General features: G+C 71.5%; 18 protein-coding genes and 1 riboswitch. Of the genes, 10 read left to right on the top strand and 8 right to left on the bottom strand.

From position 1 onward, the window contains the following. Positions 1-23: 23 nt before the first annotated feature. The 4 genes from ACFPA8_RS03360 to ACFPA8_RS03375 all read left to right on the top strand — a co-directional run bounded on the left by ACFPA8_RS03360 (position 24) and on the right by ACFPA8_RS03375 (position 4673). Positions 24-863 (top strand): alpha/beta fold hydrolase, encoded by an 840-nt coding sequence (locus ACFPA8_RS03360; protein ID WP_386441965.1) that lies wholly within the window; start codon positions 24-26, stop codon positions 861-863. A gap of 162 nt (positions 864-1025) precedes the next feature. Further along, on the top strand, positions 1026-1943 hold the full coding sequence (locus tag ACFPA8_RS03365) for an oxidoreductase (protein WP_386441968.1): 918 nt from the start codon (positions 1026-1028) through the stop codon (positions 1941-1943). Positions 1944-2200: 257 nt separating this feature from the next. Beyond that, positions 2201-3079, top strand: a complete 879-nt coding sequence (locus ACFPA8_RS03370; protein WP_386441970.1) for a response regulator — start codon at positions 2201-2203, stop codon at positions 3077-3079. A gap of 229 nt (positions 3080-3308) precedes the next feature. After that, positions 3309-3488, top strand: a riboswitch (cyclic di-AMP (ydaO/yuaA leader). A 3-nt stretch (positions 3489-3491) separates the two neighbouring features. Further along, on the top strand, positions 3492-4673 hold the full coding sequence (locus ACFPA8_RS03375; RefSeq protein WP_386441973.1) for a transglycosylase family protein: 1182 nt from the start codon (positions 3492-3494) through the stop codon (positions 4671-4673). 138 nt (positions 4674-4811) lie between these two features. On the opposite strand, the gene ACFPA8_RS03380 is transcribed toward ACFPA8_RS03375, so the two are convergent. Together ACFPA8_RS03380 and ACFPA8_RS03385 are read right to left on the bottom strand one after the other, a co-directional pair. After that, on the bottom strand, positions 4812-6452 hold the full coding sequence (locus ACFPA8_RS03380) for a thiamine pyrophosphate-dependent enzyme (protein ID WP_386441976.1): 1641 nt from the start codon (positions 6450-6452) through the stop codon (positions 4812-4814). A gap of 98 nt (positions 6453-6550) precedes the next feature. Continuing rightward, positions 6551-8059, bottom strand: coding sequence for an MFS transporter (locus ACFPA8_RS03385; RefSeq protein ID WP_386441978.1), 1509 nt, complete (start codon positions 8057-8059; stop codon positions 6551-6553). 129 nt (positions 8060-8188) lie between these two features. On the opposite strand from ACFPA8_RS03385, the gene ACFPA8_RS03390 reads away from it, so the two are divergent. Next, positions 8189-8953, top strand: a complete 765-nt coding sequence (locus tag ACFPA8_RS03390) for an IclR family transcriptional regulator (RefSeq protein ID WP_386441980.1) — start codon at positions 8189-8191, stop codon at positions 8951-8953. Positions 8954-9128: 175 nt separating this feature from the next. Further along, positions 9129-10670, top strand: coding sequence for an MFS transporter (locus tag ACFPA8_RS03395; RefSeq protein ID WP_386441983.1), 1542 nt, complete (start codon positions 9129-9131; stop codon positions 10668-10670). A 295-nt stretch (positions 10671-10965) separates the two neighbouring features. Here the strand turns inward: ACFPA8_RS03395 and ppdK are convergent, their stop codons facing one another. The 6 genes from ppdK to ACFPA8_RS03425 all read right to left on the bottom strand — a co-directional run bounded on the left by ppdK (position 10966) and on the right by ACFPA8_RS03425 (position 19964). Beyond that, positions 10966-13758, bottom strand: coding sequence for a pyruvate, phosphate dikinase (gene ppdK / locus ACFPA8_RS03400; RefSeq protein WP_386441985.1), 2793 nt, complete (start codon positions 13756-13758; stop codon positions 10966-10968). 378 nt (positions 13759-14136) lie between these two features. Further along, the gene (locus ACFPA8_RS03405) at positions 14137-15048 is read right to left on the bottom strand and encodes a Gfo/Idh/MocA family protein (protein WP_386441988.1); all 912 of its coding nucleotides are present in this window, start codon (positions 15046-15048) and stop codon (positions 14137-14139) included. Positions 15049-15106: 58 nt separating this feature from the next. After that, positions 15107-16312 (bottom strand): ROK family transcriptional regulator, encoded by a 1206-nt coding sequence (locus ACFPA8_RS03410; RefSeq protein WP_386441991.1) that lies wholly within the window; start codon positions 16310-16312, stop codon positions 15107-15109. Positions 16313-16319: 7 nt separating this feature from the next. Beyond that, positions 16320-17213 carry a carbohydrate ABC transporter permease gene (locus tag ACFPA8_RS03415; RefSeq protein ID WP_386441994.1) on the bottom strand — a complete coding sequence of 298 codons (894 nt, stop codon included), beginning with the start codon at positions 17211-17213 and terminating at the stop codon, positions 16320-16322. A gap of 91 nt (positions 17214-17304) precedes the next feature. After that, positions 17305-18372, bottom strand: coding sequence for a carbohydrate ABC transporter permease (locus ACFPA8_RS03420; RefSeq protein WP_386441997.1), 1068 nt, complete (start codon positions 18370-18372; stop codon positions 17305-17307). Between the two features lie 170 nt (positions 18373-18542). Next, complete coding sequence (locus ACFPA8_RS03425) at positions 18543-19964, bottom strand: ABC transporter substrate-binding protein (RefSeq protein ID WP_386442000.1); 1422 nt, start codon at positions 19962-19964, stop codon at positions 18543-18545. A 146-nt stretch (positions 19965-20110) separates the two neighbouring features. Between ACFPA8_RS03425 and ACFPA8_RS03430 the strand changes: the two genes are divergently transcribed. From ACFPA8_RS03430 to ACFPA8_RS03445, 4 genes are all read left to right on the top strand, one after another. Next, the gene (locus tag ACFPA8_RS03430; RefSeq protein WP_386442003.1) at positions 20111-21157 is read left to right on the top strand and encodes a zinc-dependent alcohol dehydrogenase; all 1047 of its coding nucleotides are present in this window, start codon (positions 20111-20113) and stop codon (positions 21155-21157) included. Positions 21158-21338: 181 nt separating this feature from the next. Beyond that, positions 21339-22139: a sugar phosphate isomerase/epimerase family protein gene (locus ACFPA8_RS03435; RefSeq protein ID WP_386442006.1), complete on the top strand. Its 801-nt coding sequence runs from the start codon at positions 21339-21341 to the stop codon at positions 22137-22139. Next, entirely contained in the window at positions 22136-23692 is a 1557-nt protein-coding gene (locus ACFPA8_RS03440) for an amylo-alpha-1,6-glucosidase (RefSeq protein WP_386442009.1), read from the top strand. The genes ACFPA8_RS03435 and ACFPA8_RS03440 overlap by 4 nt, the downstream gene beginning before the upstream one ends. 4 nt (positions 23693-23696) lie before the next feature. Then, a complete protein-coding gene (locus ACFPA8_RS03445; protein ID WP_386442011.1) occupies positions 23697-25838 on the top strand; it encodes an amylo-alpha-1,6-glucosidase in 2142 nt (713 codons plus the stop codon). The last annotated feature ends 202 nt before the right edge of the window (positions 25839-26040 follow it).

Raw genomic sequence — 26040 nt, forward strand, 5'->3', positions numbered from 1 at the left:
ACAGCATCCCCGGAGACTTCCCCGTGCCCGCTCCCGCCGCCTACGAGCCCGAACCGCTCCCGCACCACCGCGTGGACGGGCCCGCCGACGGTCTGCCGATGATCCTCGGCCCCTCGCTGGGCACCTCGCTGGCTGTCTGGGAGCCCCAGCTCCCCTCCCTCATCCGCACCCACCGCGTACTGCGCTGGGACCTGCCGGGGCACGGCGCCTCCCCCGCGGAACCGATGGCCGGTTCCTCCAGCGAGCTGATTCCCACCGACGGCAGCGCCACGGTCGCCGACCTCGCCGAACTGGTGCTCCGTGTGGCCGACGCACACGGCTGGGACCGTTTCGCGTACGCGGGCATCTCACTGGGCGGCGCGGTCGGGCTGCATCTGGCGGTGCACCGTCCGGAGCGGCTCACGGCGCTCACCATGGTCTGCTCCTCGGCGCGCTTCGGCGACCCGGCGGCCTGGCGGGAGCGTGCCGCTGCCGTACGGGAGAACGGCACGGAGCCCATGACCGACTCGCGTCCCGGCGTGTGGTTCGCGCCCGGCTTCGAGAGCACCCCGCGCGGCGCCGCACTCGTCGAGGATCTGCGCTGGGCCGAACCCGCCGGCTACGCGGCGTGCTGTGACGCCCTCGCCGCGTTCGACCTGCGGGACAGGCTTTCCGAGGTGACGGTGCCCACGCTCGCCGTCGCCGGACGCCAGGACCCCGCCACCCCGCCCGCGTACGCCCGGCAGATCGCCGACTGCGTACCCGGTGCCGCCCTGGTGGAGGTGGCGGGTGCGGCCCATCTCGCCACCGCCGAGCGGCCCGACGCGGTCACTGCCGCGCTCCTCGTCCACCACGACTGCCTGCCGGGTGCGACCCAATGGTGAACTGCTGACCGTTCTGCTGACCGTCTGCCGGCTCCGAGCGCGCGGAAAGACGGACGCGCGGACGCACCGAGGCACGGAAAGCGGACCGGGCGGCTACGTCGAGGGAGCCGCGCCCTCGACGCTCCCTCGCGCTCACGGGCGGCCCGCCATACGCTGATTCGCATGAGCTGGACTGCGCGCAGCATCCCCGACCAGAGCGGCCGTACCGCCGTGGTGACCGGCGCCAACAGCGGCATCGGCTACGTCACTGCGCGCGAACTGGCCCGGCGGGGGGCCCGCGTGGTGCTCGCCTGCCGCAGCGAGCAGCGGGGTGCCGCAGCGCTCGACAGACTGCTCTCGCAGGTCCCGGAGGCACAGGTTGAACTGCGCGTGCTGGATCTGGCGGACCTGGCGTCCGTGCAGAGCTTCGCCGAGGCACTGCCGTACGAACGGATCGACCTGCTGATCAACAACGCAGGCGTGATGGCGGTGCCCTACGCACGGACAGTGGACGGTGTCGAGACGCAGTTCGCCGTCAACCATCTCGGTCACTTCGCCCTGACGGGGCTGCTGTTGGAGCGGCTGCTGGCCGCCCCCGGCGCTCGTGTGGTGACGGTCTCGAGCATGGCGCACGTACTGTCCAACATCGACATCAACGACCTCAGCAGCGAGCGCCGCTACCGCCCCATGGTCGCCTACGCCGCGTCGAAGACCGCCAACCTCCTCTTCGTCCGCGAGCTCGCGCACCGCGCGGACCACAAGGGGCTCGACCTGACCGCCGCCGCGGCCCATCCCGGTTATGCCTCGACCGAACTCCAGGTCAGGGGAGCGCAGCTGGCCGGGAGCGTGCTGCGCGAACGTCTCGCGCGGCTCTCCAACAGTGTGTTCGGCACCTCCGCCGACCAGGGCGCGGCGCCTTCGCTGTACGCCGCCACAGCGCCGTACGTCCACGGCGACTCCTTCTTCGGGCCGCGCATCCTCGGCGTGCGGGGCGGTCCTGGACCGTCCTGGCGGGCGTCGTGGACGCGCAACGACATCGCCGCAGGCCAGCTGTGGGCGGCCTCGGAGCGTCTGACTGGCGTCACCTATCAGGGTCTGTGACCGCCGGGCGGCACGTGCGGTGGGATGCACGGGGGGGCCGTGCGGGAGAGGGCCCGCCCTTGGTGCACGGCCCGCTGTCGGCCATAGTGGCCTGCGACGGAGCGGGAAGCCGCGCGTGCAGTGGAACATCCGGCAGCACGTCCCGGCGCACCCCCGGCGAGCACGGCACGGTTCGGCCGGCGGTCCGGCGCCCGGCGGCGGTCCGGCAGCACCCGGGCGGCAGCCCGCGGTCCCGGCGCAGGGAGAGGAGGCAGACGATGATCCGCGTGCTGGTCGTCGACGACGACTTCATGGTCGCCCGGCTGCACAGCACCCTCGTCGGGCAGGTCCCCGGCTTCACGGTCGCCGGGGCCGTGCACAGCGGCACCGACGCGCTGGCGGCTGTGCGGGAACTCCAGCCCGACCTCGTGCTGCTGGACATGTATCTGCCCGACCTGCCGGGCCTCGAGGTGCTGCGCGAACTGCGCGGCGGCGCCGCCCCCGAGGAGGGTCCGGACGTCCTGGTCGTCACGGCCGCACGGGACGCCGAGACAGTGCGCGGCGCGCAGCGCGGCGGAGCGGTGCAGTACATCATCAAGCCCTTCGAGGGGCAGCTGCTCAAGGAGCGTCTCCGCAGATACGCGGAGCACCGTGCCGCTCTGGCCACCCTGCACGCACCGCAACAGGACGACGTGGACAGGCTGTTCGCCGAGGGGGCCGGCAGCGGCACCGCCCGGACGGCCGACGCGCACGGCGGCACGGACGCAGCCCCCGGCGGGGGCACCGTGGGCGCCGGGGCTGTGCCCACGTCCGCCCACGGGGTGTCCGGACCGGAGGCCGGCCCCGCCAGACTTCCGAAGGGCCTGACCGAGCAGACGGCGGGACTCGTGCGGACGGCCCTGGAGGCCGGTCCCCAGGGCGCGGGGGTCTCGGCCTCCGAATGCGCCGCGCGCAGCGGGCTCTCCCGTGTCAGCGCCCGGCGCTATCTGGAGCACTTCGTCTCGACCGGAACGGCGCGGGTCACGCTCCGGTACGGCATGACGGGGCGGCCGGAACGGCGGTACCACCCGCTCGGGCCGCTCGGGTGGCAGAAAGCCTCCCCGGAGGGAGACCGGACGGCCGGGGACGGCGTGACACCCACCACAGACAATTCGTGAGCAGCGTCACACGAATGTCCCCGGCGGATGAGGGCGCCACTCAATTCGCCTGTTCAGCAAGGCGACTTGACTGCTCATGCGCCGGTAGATGCCCTATTCAGTGATCTTTTCCTTCTGAGAGATCTGTCTGCTTTCTTGTGGTGACGAATTCGTTCTGCTTAACGTGCGGTCGCCACCGCGACTCCCGAACGGTGGTCCCGCCGCCGGGACGCCGAATCCTGCCGCCCGGCTCGGGCAATCACGCAATCCCTGCGGCAGGAGTGGGGGAACCAGGTAAGTGCCGTACGTGGCTGGTCGCACGTGCGGCTTGGGGTGAAGCCGTACGCGAATACCCCCTCGTATTCGCGTGGGCCGGGCAACTCCAGCCCGAATCCGACAGCTCACCTCGCAGGCGTAGGAGAGGAACTGCCCTATGTCCGGACGCGGTCGTCACCGTCGTCAGTCCAATCGCCGCATCTCACGGAGAATGTCGCGTGCCTCGCTCGCCATCACCGCGGGCGGCGCCGCCGGTATCGCCCTTCCACTCGTCGGTACGGGCAATGCCCACGCCGCTTCGGTGAGCACCTGGGACAAGGTCGCCGAGTGCGAGTCGTCGGGCAACTGGTCCATCAACAACGGCAACGGTTTCCACGGTGGTCTGCAGTTCACCCAGAGCACCTGGTCGAGCTTCGGCGGCACGAAGTACGCGCCGCGCGCCGACCAGGCGACCAAGGACCAGCAGATCGCCATCGCCGAGAAGGTGCTCGCGGGGCAGGGTCCCAAGGCGTGGCCGCTGTGCGGCCCGAAGGCCGGTCTGACCCGGAACAGCGGTGCCCCCGACATCTCGCCCGACAGCGGCTCCGGTTCGCAGTCCGCGCAGAAGGAGCAGCAGAAGGCGAAGCCCGAGCAGGACAAGGCCGAGGACGCCTCGAAGTCGAAGCAGCAGGGCTCGCGCTTCCACACCGTCTCCCGCGGTGACACGCTCTACCGGATCGCCACCGACGAGAACATCGAGGGCGGCTGGAAGAAGCTCTACGACGCCAACCGCGAGACCGTCGGCGGTGACCCGGACCTGATCCTGCCGGGGCAGAAGCTCACCCTGAAGGGCGGCGGCTCCGGGGCGAAGCCCTCCGCCGACAAGCCCGCCCAGGACTCCGGCGCCACCGCGGAGAAGTCCAGCGCCACCAAGTCCTCCGCGGACCAGGACTCCTCCGGATTCGCCGCACCCGTGAGCGGCGGTACGAGCACTCCGTACGGGGCTTCCGGCAGCAGCTGGTCCAGCGGCAAGCACACAGGTGTCGACTTCTCGGCCTCGACCGGCACCGGAGTGAAGGCCGTCTCGCCCGGCATCGTCGTACAGGCGGGCTGGGGCGGTTCGTACGGCAACCAGGTCGTGATCAGGCACGACGACGGCAAGTACAGCCAGTACGGACACCTTTCGTCGGTCTCCGTCCGTGCCGGCGAGGAGGTGTCCGCGGGCGAGCAGATCGGTGCAGTCGGCGCGACCGGCAACGCCACGGGCCCGCACCTGCACTTCGAGGTCCGCAACGGCCCCGCCTACGGCTCGGACATCGACCCCGTCGGCTACCTGCGCCAGCACGGCATCGGCCTCTGACGCCACCGGGCGCCCGGCGGAAGGGGCGGTCCACCGGCACCGCACACGGAGGGGGCGGCGCCTGCACGTGTCACGCGTGCGGGCGCCGCCCCTCCGGTCTGTCCGGCCTGTTCCCGCCCTCCGGGCGGCCTCCGCTCGTCAGCGCTGGAAGTTCCCGTCCGCCTCCACCTCGACCTCCAGCACCAGCGGACCGCTTCTCCCTGCGAGGTCCGGCAGCAGCTCCTCCAGCTCGGACCGGAGCGCCTCGTGATCGCTCACGCGGCGCGCCGGGCAGCCCAGGGAGCGGGCAGCAGCGGCGACGCCGACCTCCTCGAACGCGGGCCAGGGCGCGGTCCGCTCCGCCTTCTCGGCGAGCCGGTCCATGATCGCGTACCTCCCGTTGGCGAGGACGACGAAGAGCACACCGACCCGGTAGTGCGCGGCCGTCCACAGCGCCTGGATCTGATAGAGCGACGACCCGTCCCCCACCACGGCGACCACGGGACGTTCCGGCGCCCCCAGCCGCACCCCGACGGCCGCCGGCAGCGCGAAGCCGAGCGCGCCCATCGCCGCGCTGAGGAAGCCCAGCGGACGCCGCGCGGGCACCAGGGCATGCAGGTCCGGACGGCTCGACGGGGTCTCCTCGACCAGCACCGTCTCGGGCGGGAGCAGCCGCGCCAGCGCAGCCAGTACGTGCGCGGCGCGCAGCGGCTCACCCGCACCGGGCGGGGGCGGCGGAGCCGGGCGTTCCCGCCGCGGGCGCGGGGACGGCGACGACGCCTGCCGGCGCCCGGCGCCCGGCCCACGGCCGGTCCCCGTACCGACCGCCTCCGTCAACGCCGTGCAGAAGGGCGGCAGTCCGGCCACGACCGCCAGTTCCACCGGTGCCCGCAGCGCCTCCGCCGGGTCGTCCGTGACGAGCGCCAGCCGCGTACCGTGCCCTGCCAGGGGCCCGCTCTCGTAGGGGTACTGACGGAAGACGGGCGCACCGACGGTCAGCACGAGATCGTAGGGAGCCAGGGCCGCCCGCAGCCGGGGGCGGTCCGCCGGCAGATGTCCCGCGAAGCACGGATGGTCCTGCGGGAAGCCCGCCCGTGCGCCGAAGGACTCCTGCCACACGTCGCAGTCCAGCCGTTCGGCCAGCACCGTCAGAGCATCCCAGGTGACGGCGTGGTCCGCTCCCGCGCCCACCACCAGGGCGGGGGCCGAGGCGCCGTCGAGGAGAGCGGCTACCTCGCCTGCTGCTGCGGTGTCGGCCGCCGCGGACAGGCGCAGCTCGGCGGGAGCCGGGAGCGGCAGGTCCTCGGCGGGCTGCGCCCAGTCGTCCATGGGCACGATGACGAGGGCGGGCCCGCGAAACGCACGGGCAGCGTGTACGGCGCGGGCGAGGGCCCCGGGCACGTCCTGGGCTCGGGGCGGCGTCTCCGTCCGTACGGGATACTCGCCGGCCAGCTGCTCCAGGTGCCCCGCGAGGAACGGCTCCTGGGCCAGGTGCCGGCGGTCCTGCTGCCCCACGACCACCACCAGCGGTGCTCTGTTGACGCGAGCGGTGGACAGGGCTCCCACGGCGTTGCCCAGTCCCGCGGTGGTGTGCAGCAGAGCGAGAGCGGGGGCGTCCCGGGCGATGGCGTAACCCGTCGCCGCCCCCACGACGGAACCCTCGTGGAGAGCGAGGACGAAGCGGATGTCGTCCGGGAGACCGGCGAGGAAGGGCACCTCCGTGGAGCCGGGGTTGGCGAACACGGTGGTCAGGCCGTAGCGGCGCATGACCTCCAGGGCGGCCTCACGGACGGTGGGCATGGCTGAGGAGCCTCCTGGTTCACGGTGGCTCCGGCCCCGCGTCTGGCGCGGAGCCGGAAGGCGCGTCAGCTGTCGGGCGGAGTGTGCGGCAGGACGCCTCAGACGTCGGCCGGGGGCCGGTAGCGGACCTGCGTGAGGATGCAGAAGCCGACGACGACGATGGCCGCGTCCATCCACACCGCGGCCGCCCATCCGCCCGTCTTGTCGCGGAGCACCCCGCTGATCGCAGGGGAGAGCACCGCGCCCATCTCGCCGATGAGGTTCTCCATGCCGAACGCGGACCCGCGCAGCCGCGCCGGTGCCAGTTCGGCTGTCAGCGCATGACCGACCGGCTGCAGCGCGTTGAAGAACAGGCTCGCTGTGAACAGCAGCAGACCCATGACCCACAGGGACGGGTGGGCCGCCGCGCTGAGATACCAGGCGAAGGCCAGCGTCAGCACCGCCTGGACGCCGGTGAAGGTCAGCATCATGCCCTTGCGTCCCCAGCCGCGCCGCAGCCCGTGGTCCGAGAGCCAGCCGCCCGCGGGGAAGCCGAGGATGCCGGCGCCCGCGTTGAACCCGGCGGTCAGAGCGGCGTTCATGAAGGTGGAGTCCGCGGCTCCGGCGACGATCGAGACGGACCAGAAGCTGAAGAACCACAGGTTCCACAGGATCGCGATGTTGCAGACGTACAGCAGGAACAGGTCGCGGTTTTTGATGACCGGTCCGATCTCGGTGCCCTTGCGGGCCAGCGCGAAGAGCACCAGGCCGACGGCGAGGGCGACTTCGAGCAGCGCGACCCAGAGCTCGGACAGGCCCGCGCTCGTCCCCAGCCAGTAGACGGCCATGACGAGACCCAGCGAGACGGCGGCGTACACGCCCAGGTGCAGCGTCGCCCGGGTCAGCCCGGAGAACGTCAGGTGCGCGCGGAACCACCACCCGACGACCACGCCCACCACGACGGTCGCCACCCCCAGCACCCAGAAGACCATCCGCCACGCCTCGACGTGCTCCAGGAAGAGCTCGCCGAACTCCACGAGTTCGGGGGTGAAGACGATCGCGACGGTGATGCCGATGGACAGTCCCGTGATGACGACGCCCATCGCCAGGCTGCGGTCGCGCTCGGGTGTCGTCGCGGTGATCAGGGTCCGGTCGTTCGAGTAGAAGGCGCCCTCGCCCAGGCCGGTGACGACGCGTACGACGATGAACGCGACGAGGCCGCCGATGAACCCGGTGAGTACCGTCGCCACACCCGCCCACAGCAGGCTGACGACGATGAGCGTGCGGTGCCCGTAGCGGTCGCCGAGGTAGCCGCCCGGGAACTGCGTGAGCATGTAGCCCGCGAAGAAGAGACCGCCGACGAGGCCGCCGAGTGCGTGCGGGTTCTCCGCGTCGGCGAGGAACCCCACCCCGTTCTCGATCATCCACGTCACTACGGGGCCGGTGACCGCCCGGTCGGCGGCGCTCACCGTCCAGCCGAGCAGCAGCAGCACCCACAGGGTGTGCCAGGAGCGCCATCGGCGGCGCCCACCCGTTTCTGTGCTTTCCGTGGTCTCCGTGAACTCCGTGGTCTCCGCGCTCTCCGTGCCCTGCTCGGCCGAAGAGGGGTCTCCCGGTACGGCTTTCATGGGTTCTCCGGTTCTCCGTGGCGGTTGGTGCGGTGACGGACGCCCGGGCCGCATGCGTGGGGACGGCAGGCGGGGCCAAGTTAGGCTCACGGTGTGGTGGGCGGAATATGAGGAGTAAACTTTTCTGCTATGTCGAACAATCCGCAGGGTGACGCCTACACGGCGAGCTCCGTCGACAACGCGCTGCGGACGCTCGTCTATCTGCGCGGGCATCAGCACGCCCGCGTCACGGACATCAGCGATCACCTGGGCGTCGCCCGCTCCACCGCGCACCGGCTGCTGGCGACACTGCGCGGCCACGGCTTCGTCGAGCAGGAACCCGCCGGCCGCCGCTACCGCCTGGGCCCCGTCCTGCTCGGCCTCACCCGGGGCCCCGTGGACGAACCGGCGCTCCTACGGGTCGCGCACCCCCATCTCGTCCGCCTGCGCGACGCGGCAGCCGAGACGTCCAACCTCCTCGTCCTCGACGGACCGGACTCACGCTTCGCCGACGGTGTCGAAGGCCCGCACCCGCTCCGCGTCGGCACCCGCACGGGAGACCGTGTCCCCGCCTACGCGACCGCCGGCGGCAAGGCGCTGCTCGCGGAACTCTCCCCGGAAGCCGCCCGTACCCGCTACCGCCGCGGACTGTCGCGGCTGACCCCGGCCACTCTTCCCGATGTGAACGCCCTCCTGGACGATCTGGTCGCCACCCGGGCCCGGGGCTACGCCCTCAACATCGACGAGAGCGTCAGCGGCGTGCACGGTGTGGGCGTTCCCGTCCACGACCGGTTCGGCACCTGCGTGGCCGCGGTGACGGTCTCCGCGCCGAGCACGCGGATGGACGTCGCGCGAGCCGCCGAACTGGTGCCGCTGCTCCAGCAGACAGCCGAACGGATCGGCGCGGAACTGTAGGAACATCCGCCCGGCGGAGGGAGAGCTCTCTCCCGGACTGCGGCGCTCTCCGCCACCACGGACCCGTACGGCCCGCACGACCAGTACAGCGCCGCAAGTTCGCCGCCGGGCGCCGGTCCGCCGGCCCCCGCACCCGAACTGGACGCTGCCGGGCAGGTTCGTGGAAGGTTCGGTCATGGCGTACTCGGCAGCTCGCAAACGGGTCGTTCTGACGACTCTGTGCACCGGCCTGTTCATGGCGATGCTCGACAACCTCGTGGTGACCACGGCCCTGCCGGCCATCGGCACAGATCTGCGGTCCGGAACGTCCGGGCTGCAATGGGTCGTCGAGGCCTACAGCGTCGTCTTCGCCGCGCTCCTGCTGACCGGCGGGACGCTCGGCGACCGGTACGGCCGGCGCCGCGTCTATCTCGTGGGGCTCGCCCTCTTCACGGCCGGGTCCGGGCTGTGCGCTCTCGCTCAGAGCGTGGAGCTGCTGACAACCGGCCGCGCGGTGCAGGGAGTGGGCGCCGCCGCCCTCACTCCCGGCACGCTGTCGATCTTGCGGCACGTCTTCACCGAACCCGCGGAACGTGCCAGAGCGATCGGCATCAACAGCGGGGTCTCCGGCGCCGGACTGGCCATCGGTCCGGTTCTCGGCGGCCCGCTGGTCGACAACTTCGGCTGGGCCGGCGCCTTCTGGATCAACGTCCCTGTCGGCATCGTCGGACTCGCCGTGGCCGCCCGGGTCCTGCCGGAGGTGCCGCGCTCCAGGGCGAAGCCCGATACCGCCGGGCAGCTCACCGCCGTGACGGGGCTCGCCGCTCTGGTCCTGACCCTGATCGAGGGCCCCGTACACGGCTGGACCCATCCGCTGGTCGTCGGCGGCCTCGCCGTCAGCATCGTGACCCTGACCGCCTTCGTCGCCATCGAGCGGCGCGTCGCGGCACCCATGCTGGACCTCCGGCTGCTGACGGCCCGCACGACGGGTACCGCCGCACTGTCCGGATTCACCGTCGGATTCGGCTTCTTCGGCCTGACCGTGTTCCTCACGATGTACCTCCAGTACGTCCTCGGCTGGTCCGCCACCTCCGCCGGTCTCGCCATGCTGCCCGCGACCGTCTTCACCGGCCTCACCGCGTTCCTGACCGGCCGCATCTGCGCCCGCTTCGGTTCCCGGCTTCCGCTGGCGGGCGGGCTGGTGCTGCTCGGGACGGGACTCGCCGGTCTGACGTTCCACGGGGCCGACGCCGCCTTCGCCGAGTTCGGCTGGCTCATGCCCCTGCTCGGCACCGGCTTCGGCATGACGGTCGCCTCCACCTCCATCGCCGTACTGGAGGGAGCGGAACCCGAGCGGGCGGGCATGGCCTCGGCAACCGTCAACATGCTCCGTGAGGTCGGCGGGGTGGCCGGGGTGGCGGTGATGGGGGCGGTACTGACCGCGCGCTTCGCAGCCGCGCTGCGCGACGAACTGCCCGCCGGCGCCGCGGCGGACGGTGTCGCGCACTCCGTGACGGCCGGTGGCGGCACCGGCCTCGGCAGCACCGGCGCACTGCCGGCCGGACTGGGCCGGGCCGTCGAGGAATCGTTCGTCGCCGGACTGCACCTCGCCCTGTGGGTCGGCGCGGGCGCCCTGCTGGCCACGGCGGCACTCGTACTGCTGCGCATGCGCCGGCCGATCACCGACGCCGGTACGGCGGACCCCGCTGCCCGGAAGCGGCGGAAAGCCGCGGTCTGACGGCGGGGGCTTCCGCCTCCCCGGCCGGACAGGGCACTCCGGGGGGCACACCGGATTCGGCGCTCGCCGGGGCCACCGGGATCAGCCCACGAGAAATACGCAGGTCAGGGCAGGTCTACGGAAATCGCCCCAGGACCGAGATGAAGGGGCGGCACCTCCGCACAGGTGCCGCCCCTTTCGGGTCCCCTGGCCGTCCTCCGCCGGTGAGGGTGGGCGGGCGGCGGCCAGGGGGATCAGGCCCGCAAGCGGCCTGGCCGGAAAGCCTCCGGAGCTGGGAGCTCCGGAAGCCGTGCTGTCAGGAGTCCGCCGCCGCGCGCCCCGCCTCCAGCCGGGCGACCGGGATGCGGAACGGCGAGCAGGAGACGTAGTCGAGGCCCACCTCGTGAAAGAAGTGCACCGACTCGGGGTCACCGCCGTGTTCGCCGCAGACGCCGAGCTTGAGGTCGGGCCGCGTGGCACGTCCGTCCTCGACCGCTCGGCGTACGAGTTCGCCCACGCCGTCCTTGTCGATGGTCTCGAACGGCGAAACGCCGAAGATGCCCTTCTCCAGGTACGCCGTGAAGAAGCTGGCCTCCACGTCGTCGCGGCTGAAGGCCCACACGGTCTGTGTGAGGTCGTTGGTGCCGAAGGAGAAGAAGTCCGCGGACTCCGCGATCTGGCCCGCCGTCAGCGCCGCCCGAGGCAGTTCGATCATCGTGCCGAGCGTGAGGTTCAGCTCCACCGCGTGCCGCTCCTCGACCTCCGTGATGACGGCTTCGGCCTCCTCGCGGACGATCTCCAGTTCCTGCACGGTGCCGACCAGCGGAATCATGATCTCCGCACGCGGGTCGCCGCCGCTTGCCCTGCGTTCGGCCGCCGCCTCCGCGATGGCGCGTACCTGCATGGTGAACAGGCCGGGTACGACGAGCCCCAGACGTACGCCCCGCAGCCCCAGCATCGGGTTCTGCTCGTGCAGCCGGTGCACGGCCTGGAGGAGACGCAGGTCGTTCTCGTTCGCGTCCTTGCGGGACTCGGCGAGTGCCACCCGGACGGAGAGTTCGGTGATGTCGGGCAGGAACTCGTGCAGCGGCGGGTCCAGCAGACGGACCGTCACCGGCAGCCCGTCCATCGACTCCAGCAGCTCGACGAAGTCGCCCTTCTGCAGCGGCAGCAGGGCCTCCAGCGCCTCGTCGCGCTCCTCCTCGGTGTCGGCGAGGATGAGCCGCTCGACGAGGCTGCGCCGCTCGCCGAGGAACATGTGCTCGGTACGGCACAGGCCGATGCCCTGGGCGCCGAACCGGCGTGCGCGCGAGGCGTCTTCGGCGTTGTCGGCGTTCGCACGCACGCGCAGCCGACGCACTCGGTCCGCGTAGGCCATGATCCGGTGCACCGCCTTGACGAGTTCGTCGGCGTCGTCCGCACCGGCGTGCATGCGGCCCTCGAAGTACTCGACCACCGGCGAGGGCACGACGGGCACCTCGCCCGCGTACACCCTTCCGGTGGAGCCGTCGATCGAGACGACGTCGCCCTCCTCGACGACCCGCCCCTCGGGGGTCTTCAGGCAGCGCCGCTTGGTGTCGACCTCGAGCTCCTCGGCACCGCACACGCAGGTCTTGCCCATCCCGCGGGCGACGACGGCGGCGTGCGAGGTCTTGCCGCCCCGCGAGGTGAGGATGCCTTCGGCGGCGAGCATGCCGTCCAGGTCGTCGGGGTTGGTCTCCCGGCGGATGAGGATGACCTTCTCCCCACTGCGGGACCACTTGATCGCGGTGTACGAGTCGAAGACCGCCTTGCCGACGGCGGCGCCCGGAGAGGCCGCGATGCCCCAGCCGATCTGGTCGGCGTCCCGCACACCGCCGTTGCTGTCGAAGCGGGGGAACATCAGCTGTGCGAGCTGGTTGCCGTTGACGCGCTGAAGCGCCTCCGCCTCGTCGATGAGCCCCTGGTCGACCAGTTGCGTGGCGATGCGGAAGGCGGCGGCGGCCGTGCGCTTGCCGACGCGCGTCTGCAGCATCCACAACTTGCCGCTCTCGATGGTGAACTCGATGTCGCACAGGTCCCTGTAGTGCGTCTCCAGGGTCTCCATGATCTGCATCAGCTGGTCGTAGGACGACTTGTCCAGCTGCTCCAGCTCGGCGAGCTGCACCGTGTTGCGGATGCCCGCGACGACGTCCTCGCCCTGGGCGTTCTGCAGGTAGTCGCCGTAGACGCCCTGGTGGCCCGTGGCGGGGTCGCGCGTGAAGGCGACGCCGGTGCCCGAGTCGGGGCCGAGGTTGCCGAAGACCATGGAGCAGACGTTGACGGCGGTGCCCAGGTCGTGGGGGATGCGCTCCTGACGGCGGTAGAGCTTGGCGCGCTCGCCGTTCCACGAATCGAAGACCGCCTTGACGGCGAGGTCCATCTGCTCGCGGGGCTCCTGCGGGAAGTCGCGGCCGGTCTCCTGGAGGACCAGCTTCTTGAACTCCTCCGCCAGCGCCTGCATGTCCTCGGCGTCCAGTTCGACGTCGGTGACGGCGCCCTTGGCCTCCTTCGTCTGTTCCAGGGCCTCGGAGAAGACCTCACCGTCCATGCCGAGGACGGTGTCGCCGAACATCTGGATGAGACGGCGGTAGGAGTCCCAGGCGAAGCGTTCGTCGCCGGACCGCGCCGCGAGCCCGTGCACGGATTCGTCGGAGAGCCCGATGTTGAGGACGGTGTCCATCATCCCGGGCATCGAGAACTTCGCGCCGGAGCGTACGGAGACCAGCAGCGGGTCGTCCGCCTGGCCGAGCTTCTTGCCCATCTTCCGCTCCAGCGCCTCCAGATGGGCGCTCACCTCCTCGCGGAGCGCGGCGGGTTCCGCGCCGCTGTCGAGGTAGACCTTGCACGCCTCGGTGGTGATGGTGAACCCCGGAGGGACGGGGAGACCGAGGTTGGTCATCTCGGCGAGGTTGGCCCCCTTCCCACCGAGGAGGTCCTTGAGGTCCTTGTTGCCCTCTGTGAAGTCGTAGACGAACTTCTGCGCTGCATCCTGATCCGGCACGCGACTCGACCCCTCGTGGACGGCTGCCCTGACGGCGGGGAGCGTACCCAGATCCAAGGCGCACAGGTACGTCAGGCAATGCGCCATAGGGCGGTAACCACCCGTCCGCCCGGGGATCGAAGGTCGCGCTGATCTCATCTGGCCCCAGAGATCGACTCCACAAGTCGAAGCGACCGATGCGCAGCGGAAGCGGCGAACCGGAATCACTCACTCTGGGTGATCGTGAGCTTCGGGAGATGAATCTAGGCTCGGTAAAGTACAGGGGTGCTCCTTGGGGAACTGGACTGCACAACTGAGCGCTCATATGAGCGCGACCCTTATCAAGGTGGCGAGGATCACGCCTAAGAGGGACGCGGTCATCTCACGATGCGGACACCATGTGCTTCCGGGAGGGCACCGGAGCCACACCGGCCCCCGCACCCGGGTCCCGCCTCTAGTCCGCCCGCGGCGGGCCTGGCCGGAGGATCAGCGGGAGGGGTGAGCACTCCGGGAGGAGCCGTCGAGGGCCTGCGTCAGCAGCTCCTGGAGCCGCAGGCCGCGACGCGCGTCGATGTCCGAGGAACGCCCGGCACGTACCGCTGCCGCGAATTCACGGCGCAGCACCGGCCATGCGTCCTCGTGGTCGAACTCTGCGGTGTCGTAGACCAGTTCCTCGTCCTGCCCGTACAGCTCGACGCGCGTACGGGCACGGGGCAGCCGCACCGCCCCGGACAGCGACGCCTGGCTGACGGCGCCGTTCTCGTGCTCGCACGACAGCTCGATCCAGCGGCGCGTGTCACCCGTCGCCCGGACGGACGTGACGGGAGAGACCGCCATGTCGAGCAGGTCCAGCAGGTGCGGACCGAGATCGAGCAGCGCACCGTGCTCCAGACGCCACGAGGTGGCCTGCTCGCCGCCGAGGAACGCCCCGTGCAGAAAGCAGGAGCGGGCACCTGCGACGTCCAACTGCCGGGCGCGGGCCAGGAATTCGCGGGTAGCGGGGTGGTAGCGCTTGCTGAGCACGAGCTGGGAGACCACGCCGCTCTCCGCCACCGCGTCGGCGAGCGCGCGGGCCGAGAGCAGGTCGGGCCCGAGGGGTTTCTCCAGCAGCAGTGCGCGGCCCGCCCGCGCCGCCCGTACCGCCAGTTCCGCCTGGACGGAGGGCGGCACCGCGAAGGCCACCGCCTCGCAGGAGCCGAGGAGTTCGTCGAAGGAGGTCGCCGTCGTGGCCCCGTACTCCGTGGCGATCCGGGCTGCCGCCTCGGGCCTGCGTGCCCAGACCGACACGAGCTCGGTCTCGGGCCCGGCGGACAGCATGCGCGCGTGCATGGTGCGCGCCCACGGTCCGGCTCCGACGAGGCCGACCCGTATCGGATCCGCTGTCCAGGGGGCGGTCATGCGCGTTCCTTCCGTACGGACGTACCGGGCGGGGACGTTCCAGCGGTTCGGCGGGGCTTCACGCGTCGAGCGCGGCCAGGCGGGCGTCGGCACGTTCCGGGGAGTAGAGGTCCTCGACGACCATCGTGGCGGCCCCCATGAGCCCCGCGCGTTCGCCGAGCCGTGAGGTGACCACGTTCAGGTGCGAGGTGCTGCGAGGCATCGCCCGCTGGTACAGCAGCTCCCGCACGCCCGTGAGGAACGGCGTCCCGGCCAGGTCACCGGCGATCATCAGCACTCCCGGATTGAGCAGCGTGACGACGGTGACCAGCACCTCTCCCACCCGCCGGCCCGCTTCCCGCGCGAGGCGGACCGCGTCCGGCTGCCCGGCGGCCAGATGCTCGCGCACGCCTGCCACCGAGGACGTCTCGATGCCGGCCTCCGTCAGCTGCCCGGCCAGGGCACGTCCGCTGGCCACGGCGGCGAGGCACCCGTAGGAGCCGCACATGCACAGCGCGTCCGGGCAGTCGTGGAGCCGGATGTGGCCGATGTCGCCCGCGCCTCCGTCGATGCCGCGGTAGAGCCGGCCGTCCGCGACGACACCCGCGCCGATGCCCGTGGAGACCTTCACGAGTACGAAGGCGGCGCAGTCGCGGTGGCCGGCGCGGTGCTCGGCGTAGGCCATCAGGTTGGCGTCGTTGTCGACGAGTACGGGCACCGGGCCCGGGACGCCGGGGATGTGGCGGGAGCAGGCGTCCTGGAGCCGTTCCCGTACGGGATAGGCGTCCCAGCCCGGCATGATGGGCGGCTGTACGACCAGGCCGGACGCCCAGTCGACGGGCCCGGGCACGGACAGGCCGACCCCGCACACCCGGTGGTGCGGGGTGCCGCTGCTCTCCAGCAGATCCGCGAACCACCGTGCCAGCCGGTCGAGTACGCGGTCCGGGCCGTCGGCGAGCAGCATCGGGCAGGAGTGTTCGGCGAGCACGTTGCCGGCGAGGTCGGTCACGGCGGCGTTGGCGTCGCGCGTGCCGAGGTCGGCTGCGAGGACGACGGCGTGTTCCGCGTCGAACTCCAGCCGCGTGGACGGCCGTCCGCCCGTGGACGCCTCGACCGGAGCCGTCTCGCCCTCCCGCAGCCAGCCGGCCGCGAAGAGCTGGTCGAGACGGTGCCCGACGGTCGACCGGGAGAGCCCGGTGGCTCTCAGGAGGGCGCCGCGGGTGGTGGCCCGTCCCTCCCGGATGAGGCGCAGCAGATGCCCCGCGCTCGCCTGGTTCCCGGTCATCTGCTCCTCAGCTCTTGTCCGCGCCGCTGGTCAGGCCCTCCGTCAGCAGCCGTTCCGCGGCGAGGAAGAGGACGACCACGGGGATGGTCAGTACGACCGATCCTGCCATCAGCACCGTCTTGGACACCTCGATGCCGTTGGCGAGCTGCTGGAGGCCGAGGGAGACCGTCCAGTTCTCCGGGGTGGCGGCCAGGAAGAGCAGCGCGAAGAGGAACTCGTTCCAGGCGATCATGAAGATGTACAGCCCGGTCGCCATCAACGACGGTGCGGCGAGCGGCAGTACGACCTTGCGGATGGTCTGCAGCCGGGAGCAGCCGTCCAGTGCGGCGGCCTCCTCGATGCTGAAGGGGATGGTGATGAAGTAGTTCTTCATCATGTAGATCGACACGGGGACGGTCTGCGCGATGTAGACGATCGCGAGGCCGACGAGGCTGCCCTGGAGCCCCATCCTGGCGAACATCACGAACAGCGGCACGGCGAGCAGCGTCGCCGGGAAGAGGTAGACCGCGAGGAAGAGCGCGCTGATGTGCCGTCCGCCGAAGAAGCGCAGCCGGCTGACGGCGTAACTGCCGGGGATCGCGGCGAGCATGGTGAGCACGACGGCGCCGATCGAGGCGAGCGCCGAGTTGGCGAGCATGTCGAGGAAGCCCTGGCCGCCTTCGGACGTCGGCTTGAGCACCTCCTCGTACGTGCTGAGGGTGAACTCCTTCGTGCTCACCCACAGCCGGCCGGGGTCGAGGAGAAGGGCGTCGATGGGTTTCACCGACAGCAGCACCATGTAGTAGAAGGGCGCCAGGGTGATCAGAGCCAGGAAGGCGATCACCACCCAGCGCAGCGCCCCGAAGAGACGTTCTTCGAACTGTGCCCGGCTGAAGGGGACTTGGGCGCGTGCGCGGCTCATGCCGTCCCCCTTCCGACCGTTTCTCCGCCCGCACGGGTCAGAGGTGCGGGCATCGCGCGCCTCTGCCGCCGGGTGGGTGTGCGTACGTCGCTCATGATTCCTCCTGGACCTTCTTGCCGAAGAACGCGAAGTACAGGCCGAGCAGGGCCATGAGGATCACGGCGAGTACGAGGGCCTGTGCCGCCGCGGCACCCACGTCGAAGCGTGCGGTGAGGAAGTCGTAGACGCGTACCGCCACGACGTCGGTGCCGGAACCGCCGCCGGTCAGCAGGTAGATGTCGTCGAACTTGTTGAACGTCATGATGAAGCGCAGCACGCACAGCAGCGCGATGACGGGCATCAGCTGCGGCAGCAGGACGTGCCGGAAGCGCTGGGTGGGAGCGGCGCCGTCGACCTCCGCGGCCTCCTCCAGTCCGTCCGGCACGGCCTGGAGCCGGGCCAGCAGGAAGAGGAAGGCGAAGGGGAAGTAGCGCCACGTCTCGAAGGCGACGACGGTGAGCAGCGCCAGCGGTATCTCGAAGTGCAGCCCGAACAGGGCCACTTCGTAGGAGCGGGTGGAGAGGAAGGCCACCGGGTCGTCCCAGCCGAGGAGTTCGGCGCCCCATTCGTTGATGACTCCGAACTGCGGGCTGAGGGCGATCTCCCAGACGAAGGCCACGGCGACGACGGGCGCCACGTAGGGCAGCAGCATCGAGCCGCGCAGCAGTCCGCGCCCCCGGAAGGGCCGGCGCAGGGCCAGGGCGGCGATCAGGCCGAGGGCGATGGAGCCGGCCGTCGCGCCGACGGTGTAGAGGAGCGTCGTCCACAGGCTGGCCCAGAAGCCGGGCGAGCCGAAGACGTCGCCGAAGTTCTCCAGCGTCCAGTTGCCCAGCAGGCCCATGCTCTGGATGTCGACGAGCCTGGCGTCCTGGAAGGCGAGGAGGACCGTCCACAGGATCGGCAGTACGACGACGACACCGACCACCACCACGGTGGGGGTGACGAAGGCCAGCCCTGCGCGGTTCTCCCGGCCGGCGGCCGTGAGCGGGCCGCGCGACCCGCGTCCGGTCGTGCCGCCGGGACGTCCGGTGGCCTGCCCGGCTCCTCCGGGGCCTTCCGCTCCGGGGCGGACGGGCGGCTGCGGGGTGCCGTCCGGTTCTCTCGTCGTGGGGTGCGTCATGGTGTGCGTACCTCGGGTGTGTGCGGACCTCGTCGGCCGTACGTAAGGGAGGGGGAGCGGTCGGTGGCTCCTGCCGGGGGCCGTCCGCCCGGTTTGCCGTGCACCGGTCGCGGTGCGCCGGTCGCCGCTTGCTGTCGTTCACTCGGGCTGCGCGGCGGCCCGTATGCGGTTCACTCCAAGGAGCGGCGCAGGGCGTCGACCTCGTCGTGCGCCTCGCGGGCGGCCTCACCCGGCGAGATCTGGCCACTGGTCATCGCCGATACGGCCTTGGGTACGGGCAGTTCGCCGTTGGTGGCTCCGACGAGGGCTCCCTCTCCCTGCGTGAAACCCCACCTGCGCATGACGCCGACACCGTCCGTCAGCCGGTCCAGGAGCGAGTCGGGGTAGATCGCGTTCAGGGGCTTGCGCTCGGTCGCCTCGACTCCGAGCCTGCTGGAGCGCCAGGCTTTCCGGTACTTGTCGGGGTCGTCGGGCGTGCCCTCGCGGACCGGGATCTTGCCCTCCGGTGCCATCCCGAACCAGTCCTCGTATCCGGTGCTGAGCATGTGGGTGATGAAGGTCTTGGACGCCTCGGTCTCGGCGCTCTTCGTCATCGCCCACGACGTGATCTCGCCGAACTGGACCGGCTTTTCGCCGTCCGGGCCCTTCAGCGCGGTGGTGATACCGCTGTTCTCCGCGAGGAAGGCGCGGTTCTTCTTGCACTCGGGGCAACTGGGGACGACGTCGGCGCGCTCGCCGGAGAGTTCGTCGAGCAGGAAGGAGGACCACACCATCATGGGCGACCTGCCCGCGAAGTACGTGGCCCGTGTGGTGTCGACGGTCTGCGTGCCGCGGGCGCCGTGCTTACGGGCGAGGGTGTCGTACGTCTCGAAGGTGCGCCTGCAGGCGGGCGAGTCCAGCGACACCTCGCCCTTCTCCACGAGTTGGCAGTCGTTGGCCAGCGCGAGGTCCTCGAAGCTCTGCTGGGTGAAGGCGTCAGCAGGGTCGGTGGCCAGGGCTATGCCGTCCATCCTGCCGCGGTCGAGCTTCTCGGCGGCCTCGAGGATCTCCGCGTAGCTGTCGGGGGCGGACAGCCCCGCCTTCTTCAGCAGATCCTTGCGGTAGACGAGCAGCTGGAGCCAGGCGTCGGAGGGCACGGCGAGGCGGGTGCCGTCGTCCGAAGTGAGCTTCAGGGCATTGGAGTTGAACGTCCCGGCGTCCAGATCCTCGACGACCTCGGCGGGGCCCTCGGTGTCGAGCAGCCCGTTGCCGTACATCTGCCAGGCCTGGCCCAGCGGCAGCGAGCCGATGACGTCGGGCAGGTTGCCCGCCGCGGCGGCGGACATGATCAGCTGCGGCAGCTGGCCCTCGTCCACGCCGACGAGTTCCACCTCCACACCGCTCGACTTCTCGAAGCGGCCGATCATCTTCTTCTCGGCCGCCATCCGCGCCGGCAGGTTCTCCAGCGTCCAGACCGTGATCTTTCCGTCCGGCTTGTCCGGGCCGGCCTGCGCGTTCGCCGAGCAGCCCGCCAGCAGCGCGGCGCACAGCGCCCCGGCCAGCGCGGCCGCGGCCGACCGCCTCGTCCTCGAACGCCGCGTGAACATCCGCATGCCTCGCCCTCACCTGCTTCCGCTTATCAGGCATGCATCCCAGCATCACTTTTGTCTTTTCACAAGACGTAACTCTCATGTACTTTCGACGGAACCCGGAAGCCCGACCTCAGAGCCGAGCCCTGCCAAGTTCTTCGGAGTGCGTTGTGGAGCGAGTCGTCCAGTTCACCGGCCCACGAAAGGTGGAGGTGGCCGAGCACGAGAGCGAGCCGCTGCCCGCCGGCCATCTGCGGGTGCGTACGCGCTACTCGGGCATATCGGCGGGGACCGAGCTGACCGCCTACCGCGGCACCAACCCCTACCTCACCCGCACTTGGGACCCCGAGGCCCGGCTCTTCCGGGAGGGCGCGGCCGGGATCGCCTACCCCGTGGCCGGCTGGGGCTACTCGGAGGTCGGCGAAGTCACCGAGGTGTCCCCCGAGTCGGCGGAGCTGCCCGGGACGCCCGCCGTCGGAGATCTCGTGTGGGGCATCTGGGGACACCGCAGCGAAGGCGTCGTCCCAGTCGAGCGGATGGCCGGGCACACGCTTCCTCCCGGACTGTCTCCGCTGGCGGGGGCGTTCGCCCGCGTCGGGGCGATCGCCTACAACGCCGTGCTCGGCGCGGACATCCATCTCGGCGAGGACGTCGCCGTGTTCGGGCAGGGCGTCATCGGTCTGCTGACCACGCGCCTCGCGCAGCTCAGCGGCGCACGCGTGACAGCCGTCGACGCCCTCGACGTACGGCTCGCACACGCGCGGGAACACGGTGCGGAGATCACCCTCAACGCCCGCGAGGACGAGGTGGCCGAGCGGGTGCACGAAGCGACCGGCGGGCGCGGCGCGGACGCCGCCATCGAGATCAGCGGCGCCTATCCGGCCCTGCACGAGGCGCTGCGCTCGGTCGCCGTCGGCGGCCGGGTCGTGGCATCCGGCTTCTACCAGGGCGACGGGACGGGACTGCGCCTCGGGGACGAATTCCACCACAACAGGGCCCAGTTGATCTGCTCGCAGATCGGAGGCGTACCGCAGCAGCTGGCGGGGCGGTGGAGCGTGGAACGGCTGCAGCAGACCTTCCTGCGGCTGGTCGCCGAGGGAAAGGTCGACGTGGAGACGCTGGTCAGCCACGTCGTTCCGGCCGGGGAGGCGGCCGAGGCCTACACGCTGCTGGACGAACGTCCCGCGGACGCCCTGCAGATCGTCCTCGAGTTCTGAACCGGCGCGTGTACGCGGGCAGTCGGCGACGGCCGCACCGGACCGCCCCGAAGTCCCGTGACCGGACGCCCGGTCGGCACGCACCACCGCACCCACCGATCGCGGCACCCCCCTGACAAGCAACCCCAGCACCCAGCACCCCAGCACCGCGGCACCACCGCACTCCGTGAAAGGCCCCACCATGTTCCGAACCGCCTGCCAGGAACAGCTCCTCCCGGGGGAGACCCTCCAGCAGAAGTGGGAGTTCGCGCAGGCCGCGGGCTACGACGCGATCGAACTCCGCGGAAAGGGCGACTTCCACTTCCGCGAACGGCTGCCCGAGTTGCGCAGAGCCCTCGCCGACGGCGTCGTCATGCCGACGGTGTGCGTGGACATGCTGCACTTCATCGGCGCCTTCGACGAGGAGATGCGACGGGACGCCGTCGAGCAGATGAAGTCCCAGCTGTCGGTCATCGGCGAACTGGGCGGCACCGGCGCGCAGACCCCCGCCTCGTACGGGATGTTCTCCCGGCGCCTGCCGCCCTTCCAGCCGCCCCGCAGCGAGGACGAGGACCGTGAAGTGCTGCTCACGGGCCTGACCGAGCTCGGTGAGCACGCCCGCCGGGAAGGCGTCACGCTCTTCCTCGAACCCCTGAACCGCTACGAGGACCACATGGTCAACAGGCTCGAACAGGCAGTGGAGTTGATCCGCGAGGTGGGCCTCGACTCCGTCCGGGTCGGCATCGACAGCTACCACATGAACATCGAGGAGTCCGACCCGCCGGCGGCGATCCTGGCGGCGGCCCCGTACATCGGACACGCACAGGTCAGCGACTCCAACCGCTTCCAGCCCGGCGCCGGGCACCTGGACTGGCCGGCGTGGCTGGGCGCGCTGGACGGGGCCGGTTACACGGGCCATCTCGCCCTTGAATGCCGGCTGACCGGGGACGCCGCAGCGGCCGTCGAGTCCGTGCCGCCGTTCCTCGCCAGGGCCGCCGCATGAGCCCGACGTCATCGGCCGCGGCCGAGACGGGCGTACGCACCGGCAGCCCCGACGCGCCCGCCGACGGACGTCCGGCCACCGCCCCCACGGGCCGGACGCTCGGCGCAGCCGGACGCGCCCGGTTGCGCCGCGAAGCGCGCCGCGTACTCCTCGGCAACTGGACGGGCACCTCGACGGTCCCCTCCCCCGGCCTCTATCCCCACCAGTGGAGCTGGGACTCCGCGTTCATCGCCGTCGGGCTGCGCCACCTGTCCCCGGCGCGGGCCCAACGGGAGCTGGAGACGCTGCTGAGCGCCCAGTGGGACGACGGACGTGTGCCGCACATCGTCTTCAATCCGCGCGTGCCGCTGGACGCGTACTTTCCCGGGCCCGACTTCTGGCGTTCGTCAACGGCGGGCGCCGGAGCGGGAGCACCGCGCACCGCGGAGACCTCCGGGATCGTCCAGCCGCCGGTCCACGCGCTCGCCGCCTGGCTGGTGCACGAGGCCGACCCGGCGGCGTCCCGCCGGCGCGGCTTTCTCGCCAGGGTCCGCCCGCGCCTCGCCGCATGGCACCGCTACCTCGCGGACCACCGCGACCTGGGCGGCGGCGGCCTCGCAGCCGTCGTCCACCCCTGGGAACCCGGCATGGACAACAGCCCCTGCTGGGACGGCCCGCTGGAGCGCGTCACGCCTGCTCCGCCGGGCTCCTTCCGGCGCGCGGACCTCGCCCACGGGACCGCCGCCGACCGGCCCACCGACCTGGACTACGGGCGGTACGTACGTCTCGCCGCCGACTACCGCGACCACGGATACCGCGATGCGGAGGCGCCACACCGCTTCGCGGTCGAAGACCCCTCCTTCAACGCCCTGTTCATCGCCTCCGGACACGCCCTCGCCGCCATCTGCACCGAACTCGGCGACGAGGCGGAAGCCCGCTCCCACAGCGCGCACGCGGCGTCCCTCACGGAATCCCTCGTCCGGCGCCTGTGGTCCCCCGGCGCGGGCCAGTTCCTCTGCCGGGACCTGCGCGCGGGCCCCGCGGACGGAGACACGGAAGCCGGACGGGCAGGCGGACGGCTGCTGGACGTGCGCAGCGTCGCGGGGCTGCTCCCCCTGATAGCGCCCGGTCTGCCCGAGGACGTCACCGCCGCCCTGCTGCGCACGGTCACCGGTGAGCACTTCGGACTGGGTACGAAGGTGCGGCTGGTGCCGAGCTACGCCCTGGACGGACCGGCCTTCGACCCGTACCGCTACTGGCGCGGGCCCGCCTGGTTCAACGTCAACTGGCTTCTGGAGCGCGGGCTCCGGCGCTGCGGCGAGACCGGACGTGCCGACGGGCTGCGCGCCGATGTACTCGACGCGGCCGTCGCGTCCCGCTTCGCCGAGTACCTCGATCCGTACAGCGGCGCCGGGCGCGGGACGCGCGACTTCAGCTGGACGGCCGCCCTCGCCCTGGACCTCCTCGGACGGCCGGATTCGAGTGCCGGCCGCGGAACCGAGGTTCAGCGAGGCGGGTTCACGTCAATGACAGGACCAGAGTTCACGTCGTCCGAGTCCGAGGAAGGACCATGAACCTGTGAATGCGACCGAGCACCGTCTGCTCGTCCACGAAGGCACCTTCGCCGTGCTGGGCCCCTCCGGTGACGTCAACGGTTCCCACTGGGCGCTGGCCGGCGCGCAGGCCGAAGGCACCGTTCCCGAGGGCCTGTTCGTACGTGACGCCCGGCATCTCAGCCGCTGGCAGCTCACCGTCGACGGCGCCGCCCCCGCCGTCCTGGTGCCCGCGACGGACCACGGCAGCGGCGGCGCCGTCCTCACCCCGCACGGCACCCGTGAGGAACCACCCGCCTACACCGTCTTCCGCGAACAGGCCGTCGTAAACGGGGTGTTGACCGAACACATCCGCCTCACCAGCAACCTCGGCGAGGCCGTCCCGGCCCGGCTCGCCCTCACGGTCGACGCCGACTTCGCGGACCAGTTCGAGCTCCGCTCCGACCACCGCGTCTACGACAAGCCCCACGCCACCCGTACCCGCGAACCCCGCCCGGACGGCGTCGAGTTCGGCTACCGGCGGGGCGAGTGGCACTCCCGTACGACCATCACCGCCGAGCCCCCGCCCGACGCCGTGGAGGAAACAGGCAGTCCGGCACGGCAGTTGAGCTGGTCGCTGGAGCTGCCGCCGCACGGTACGGCCGAGTTGAGGCTGTGCGTGACGGCCCATCCGCACGGAGCAGCCGAACGCCCGGCGGCCGTCCCCGCCGCGGCGGAGGCGGCGGTGAAGGAAGCGGGGGGTCCGGAGGCGGAGGACGCACCGGACACGGCGGACACGGAGGCGTCGCTCGACCCCACTGCCGTCGCCGCCCGGCTGGAGGCCCGTACCGCCGAGTTCACCTCCCTCGGGCCCGTTCCCGCTCAGTGCACCGACTGGCCGGAGCTGGCCCGCGCCTGCGAACAAGGGCTCAGGGATCTGGCCGGACTGCGGGTCGCGGCGCCCGGCCCGGACGGCGGGACCGTCCTCGTCCCCGGCGCCGGTGTCCCCTGGTTCCTGACCCTTTTCGGCCGCGACTCCCTCCTGACGTCCCTCTTCGCCCTCCCGTACCGCCCGAGGCTGGCCGAAGCGACCCTGCTGGCGCTCGCCGCGACGCAGGCACAGCAGGACGAGCCCGAACGCCTCGCACAGCCCGGCAAGATCGTCCACGAGGTCCGGCACGGCGAACTGGCCTGGTTCGGCCAGGTCCCCTACGGGCGCTACTACGGCACTGTCGACTCCACGCCCCTCTTCCTGATCCTGCTGAGCGCCCATCACGAACGGACACAGAACCAGGACACCGCGGAATCCGCGGATGCGGGGAACGCGGATGCGGGGAACGCGGACCGCGCAGGGGACGCGGACCTCCCGTCCCTGGCCAGCAGGCTGGAGCCGCAGGCGCGCGCAGCCGTGGAGTGGATGTTCGAGCACGGGGGCCTGGAGAGCCACGGCTATCTCGCCTACCACGCCCACGAGGGCGGCCTCGCCAACCAGAACTGGAAGGACTCGCCCGGCGCGGTCTGCACCACTGACGGCACCCGCCCCACCGGCGCGGTCATGGTCGCCGAGGTGCAGGGCTACGCCTACGACGCGCTGGTCCGTACGGCAGAGCTCGCCCGCACGGTCTGGCAGGACGCTTCGTACGCGGAACGCCTGACGAAGGCGGCCACCGCTCTCCGCGAACGCTTCGAGACCGACTTCTGGATGCCGGACCGCGAGTTCCCGCTGCTCGCACGCGACGAGACAGGTCTCCGCGCGGACGTACTGGCCTCCAACGCGGGCCATCTGCTGTGGTCGGGCATCCTCGGCCAGGACAGGGCCGAAGCGGTGGGACGGCGACTGCTGGAACCGGACTTCTTCTCGGGGTGGGGCGTGCGCACGCTGGCGTCCGGTCAGGCTCCGTACCACCCGCTCTCCTACCACCGGGGCAGCATCTGGCCGCACGACAACGCCCTCATCGCGCTGGGACTGGCCCGCTACGGACTGCACGGCCAGGCCCTTGAACTCGCCCGGGGGATGGTCGAGGCCGCGGCCAGGCAGGACTACCGGCTCCCGGAGGTGCTCGCCGGGTACTCGCGCACCGACCACGCCGACCCCGTGCCGTACCCGCATGCCTGCTCCCCGCAGGCATGGGCGGCGGCGACACCGCTCGCGCTGCTGACGGCGGTGGAGGGCTCGCCGGGCGCCTGAACCGGGGCGGCCTCTTCGCCGTTCCGCAGCCGCCCCCGGCCGTCTCCCGTCGCGGCCGGGGGCGCCCGTCTGCGCATCTCCGCACCCGTCGGCACGTGTGCGCACCGGTCGTCGCGCGTCCGCACGTCGGCGTTCGTCCGTGCGGAGGGCGCTCCGGGGGCGTCCGGGCCGCAAATGTGCTTCCGGCTGTCTAAGAGCCCGG

It is taken from the genome of Streptomyces ovatisporus, from assembly GCF_042653885.1.
GTDB classification, from domain to species: Bacteria; Actinomycetota; Actinomycetes; order Streptomycetales; family Streptomycetaceae; genus Streptomyces; species Streptomyces ovatisporus.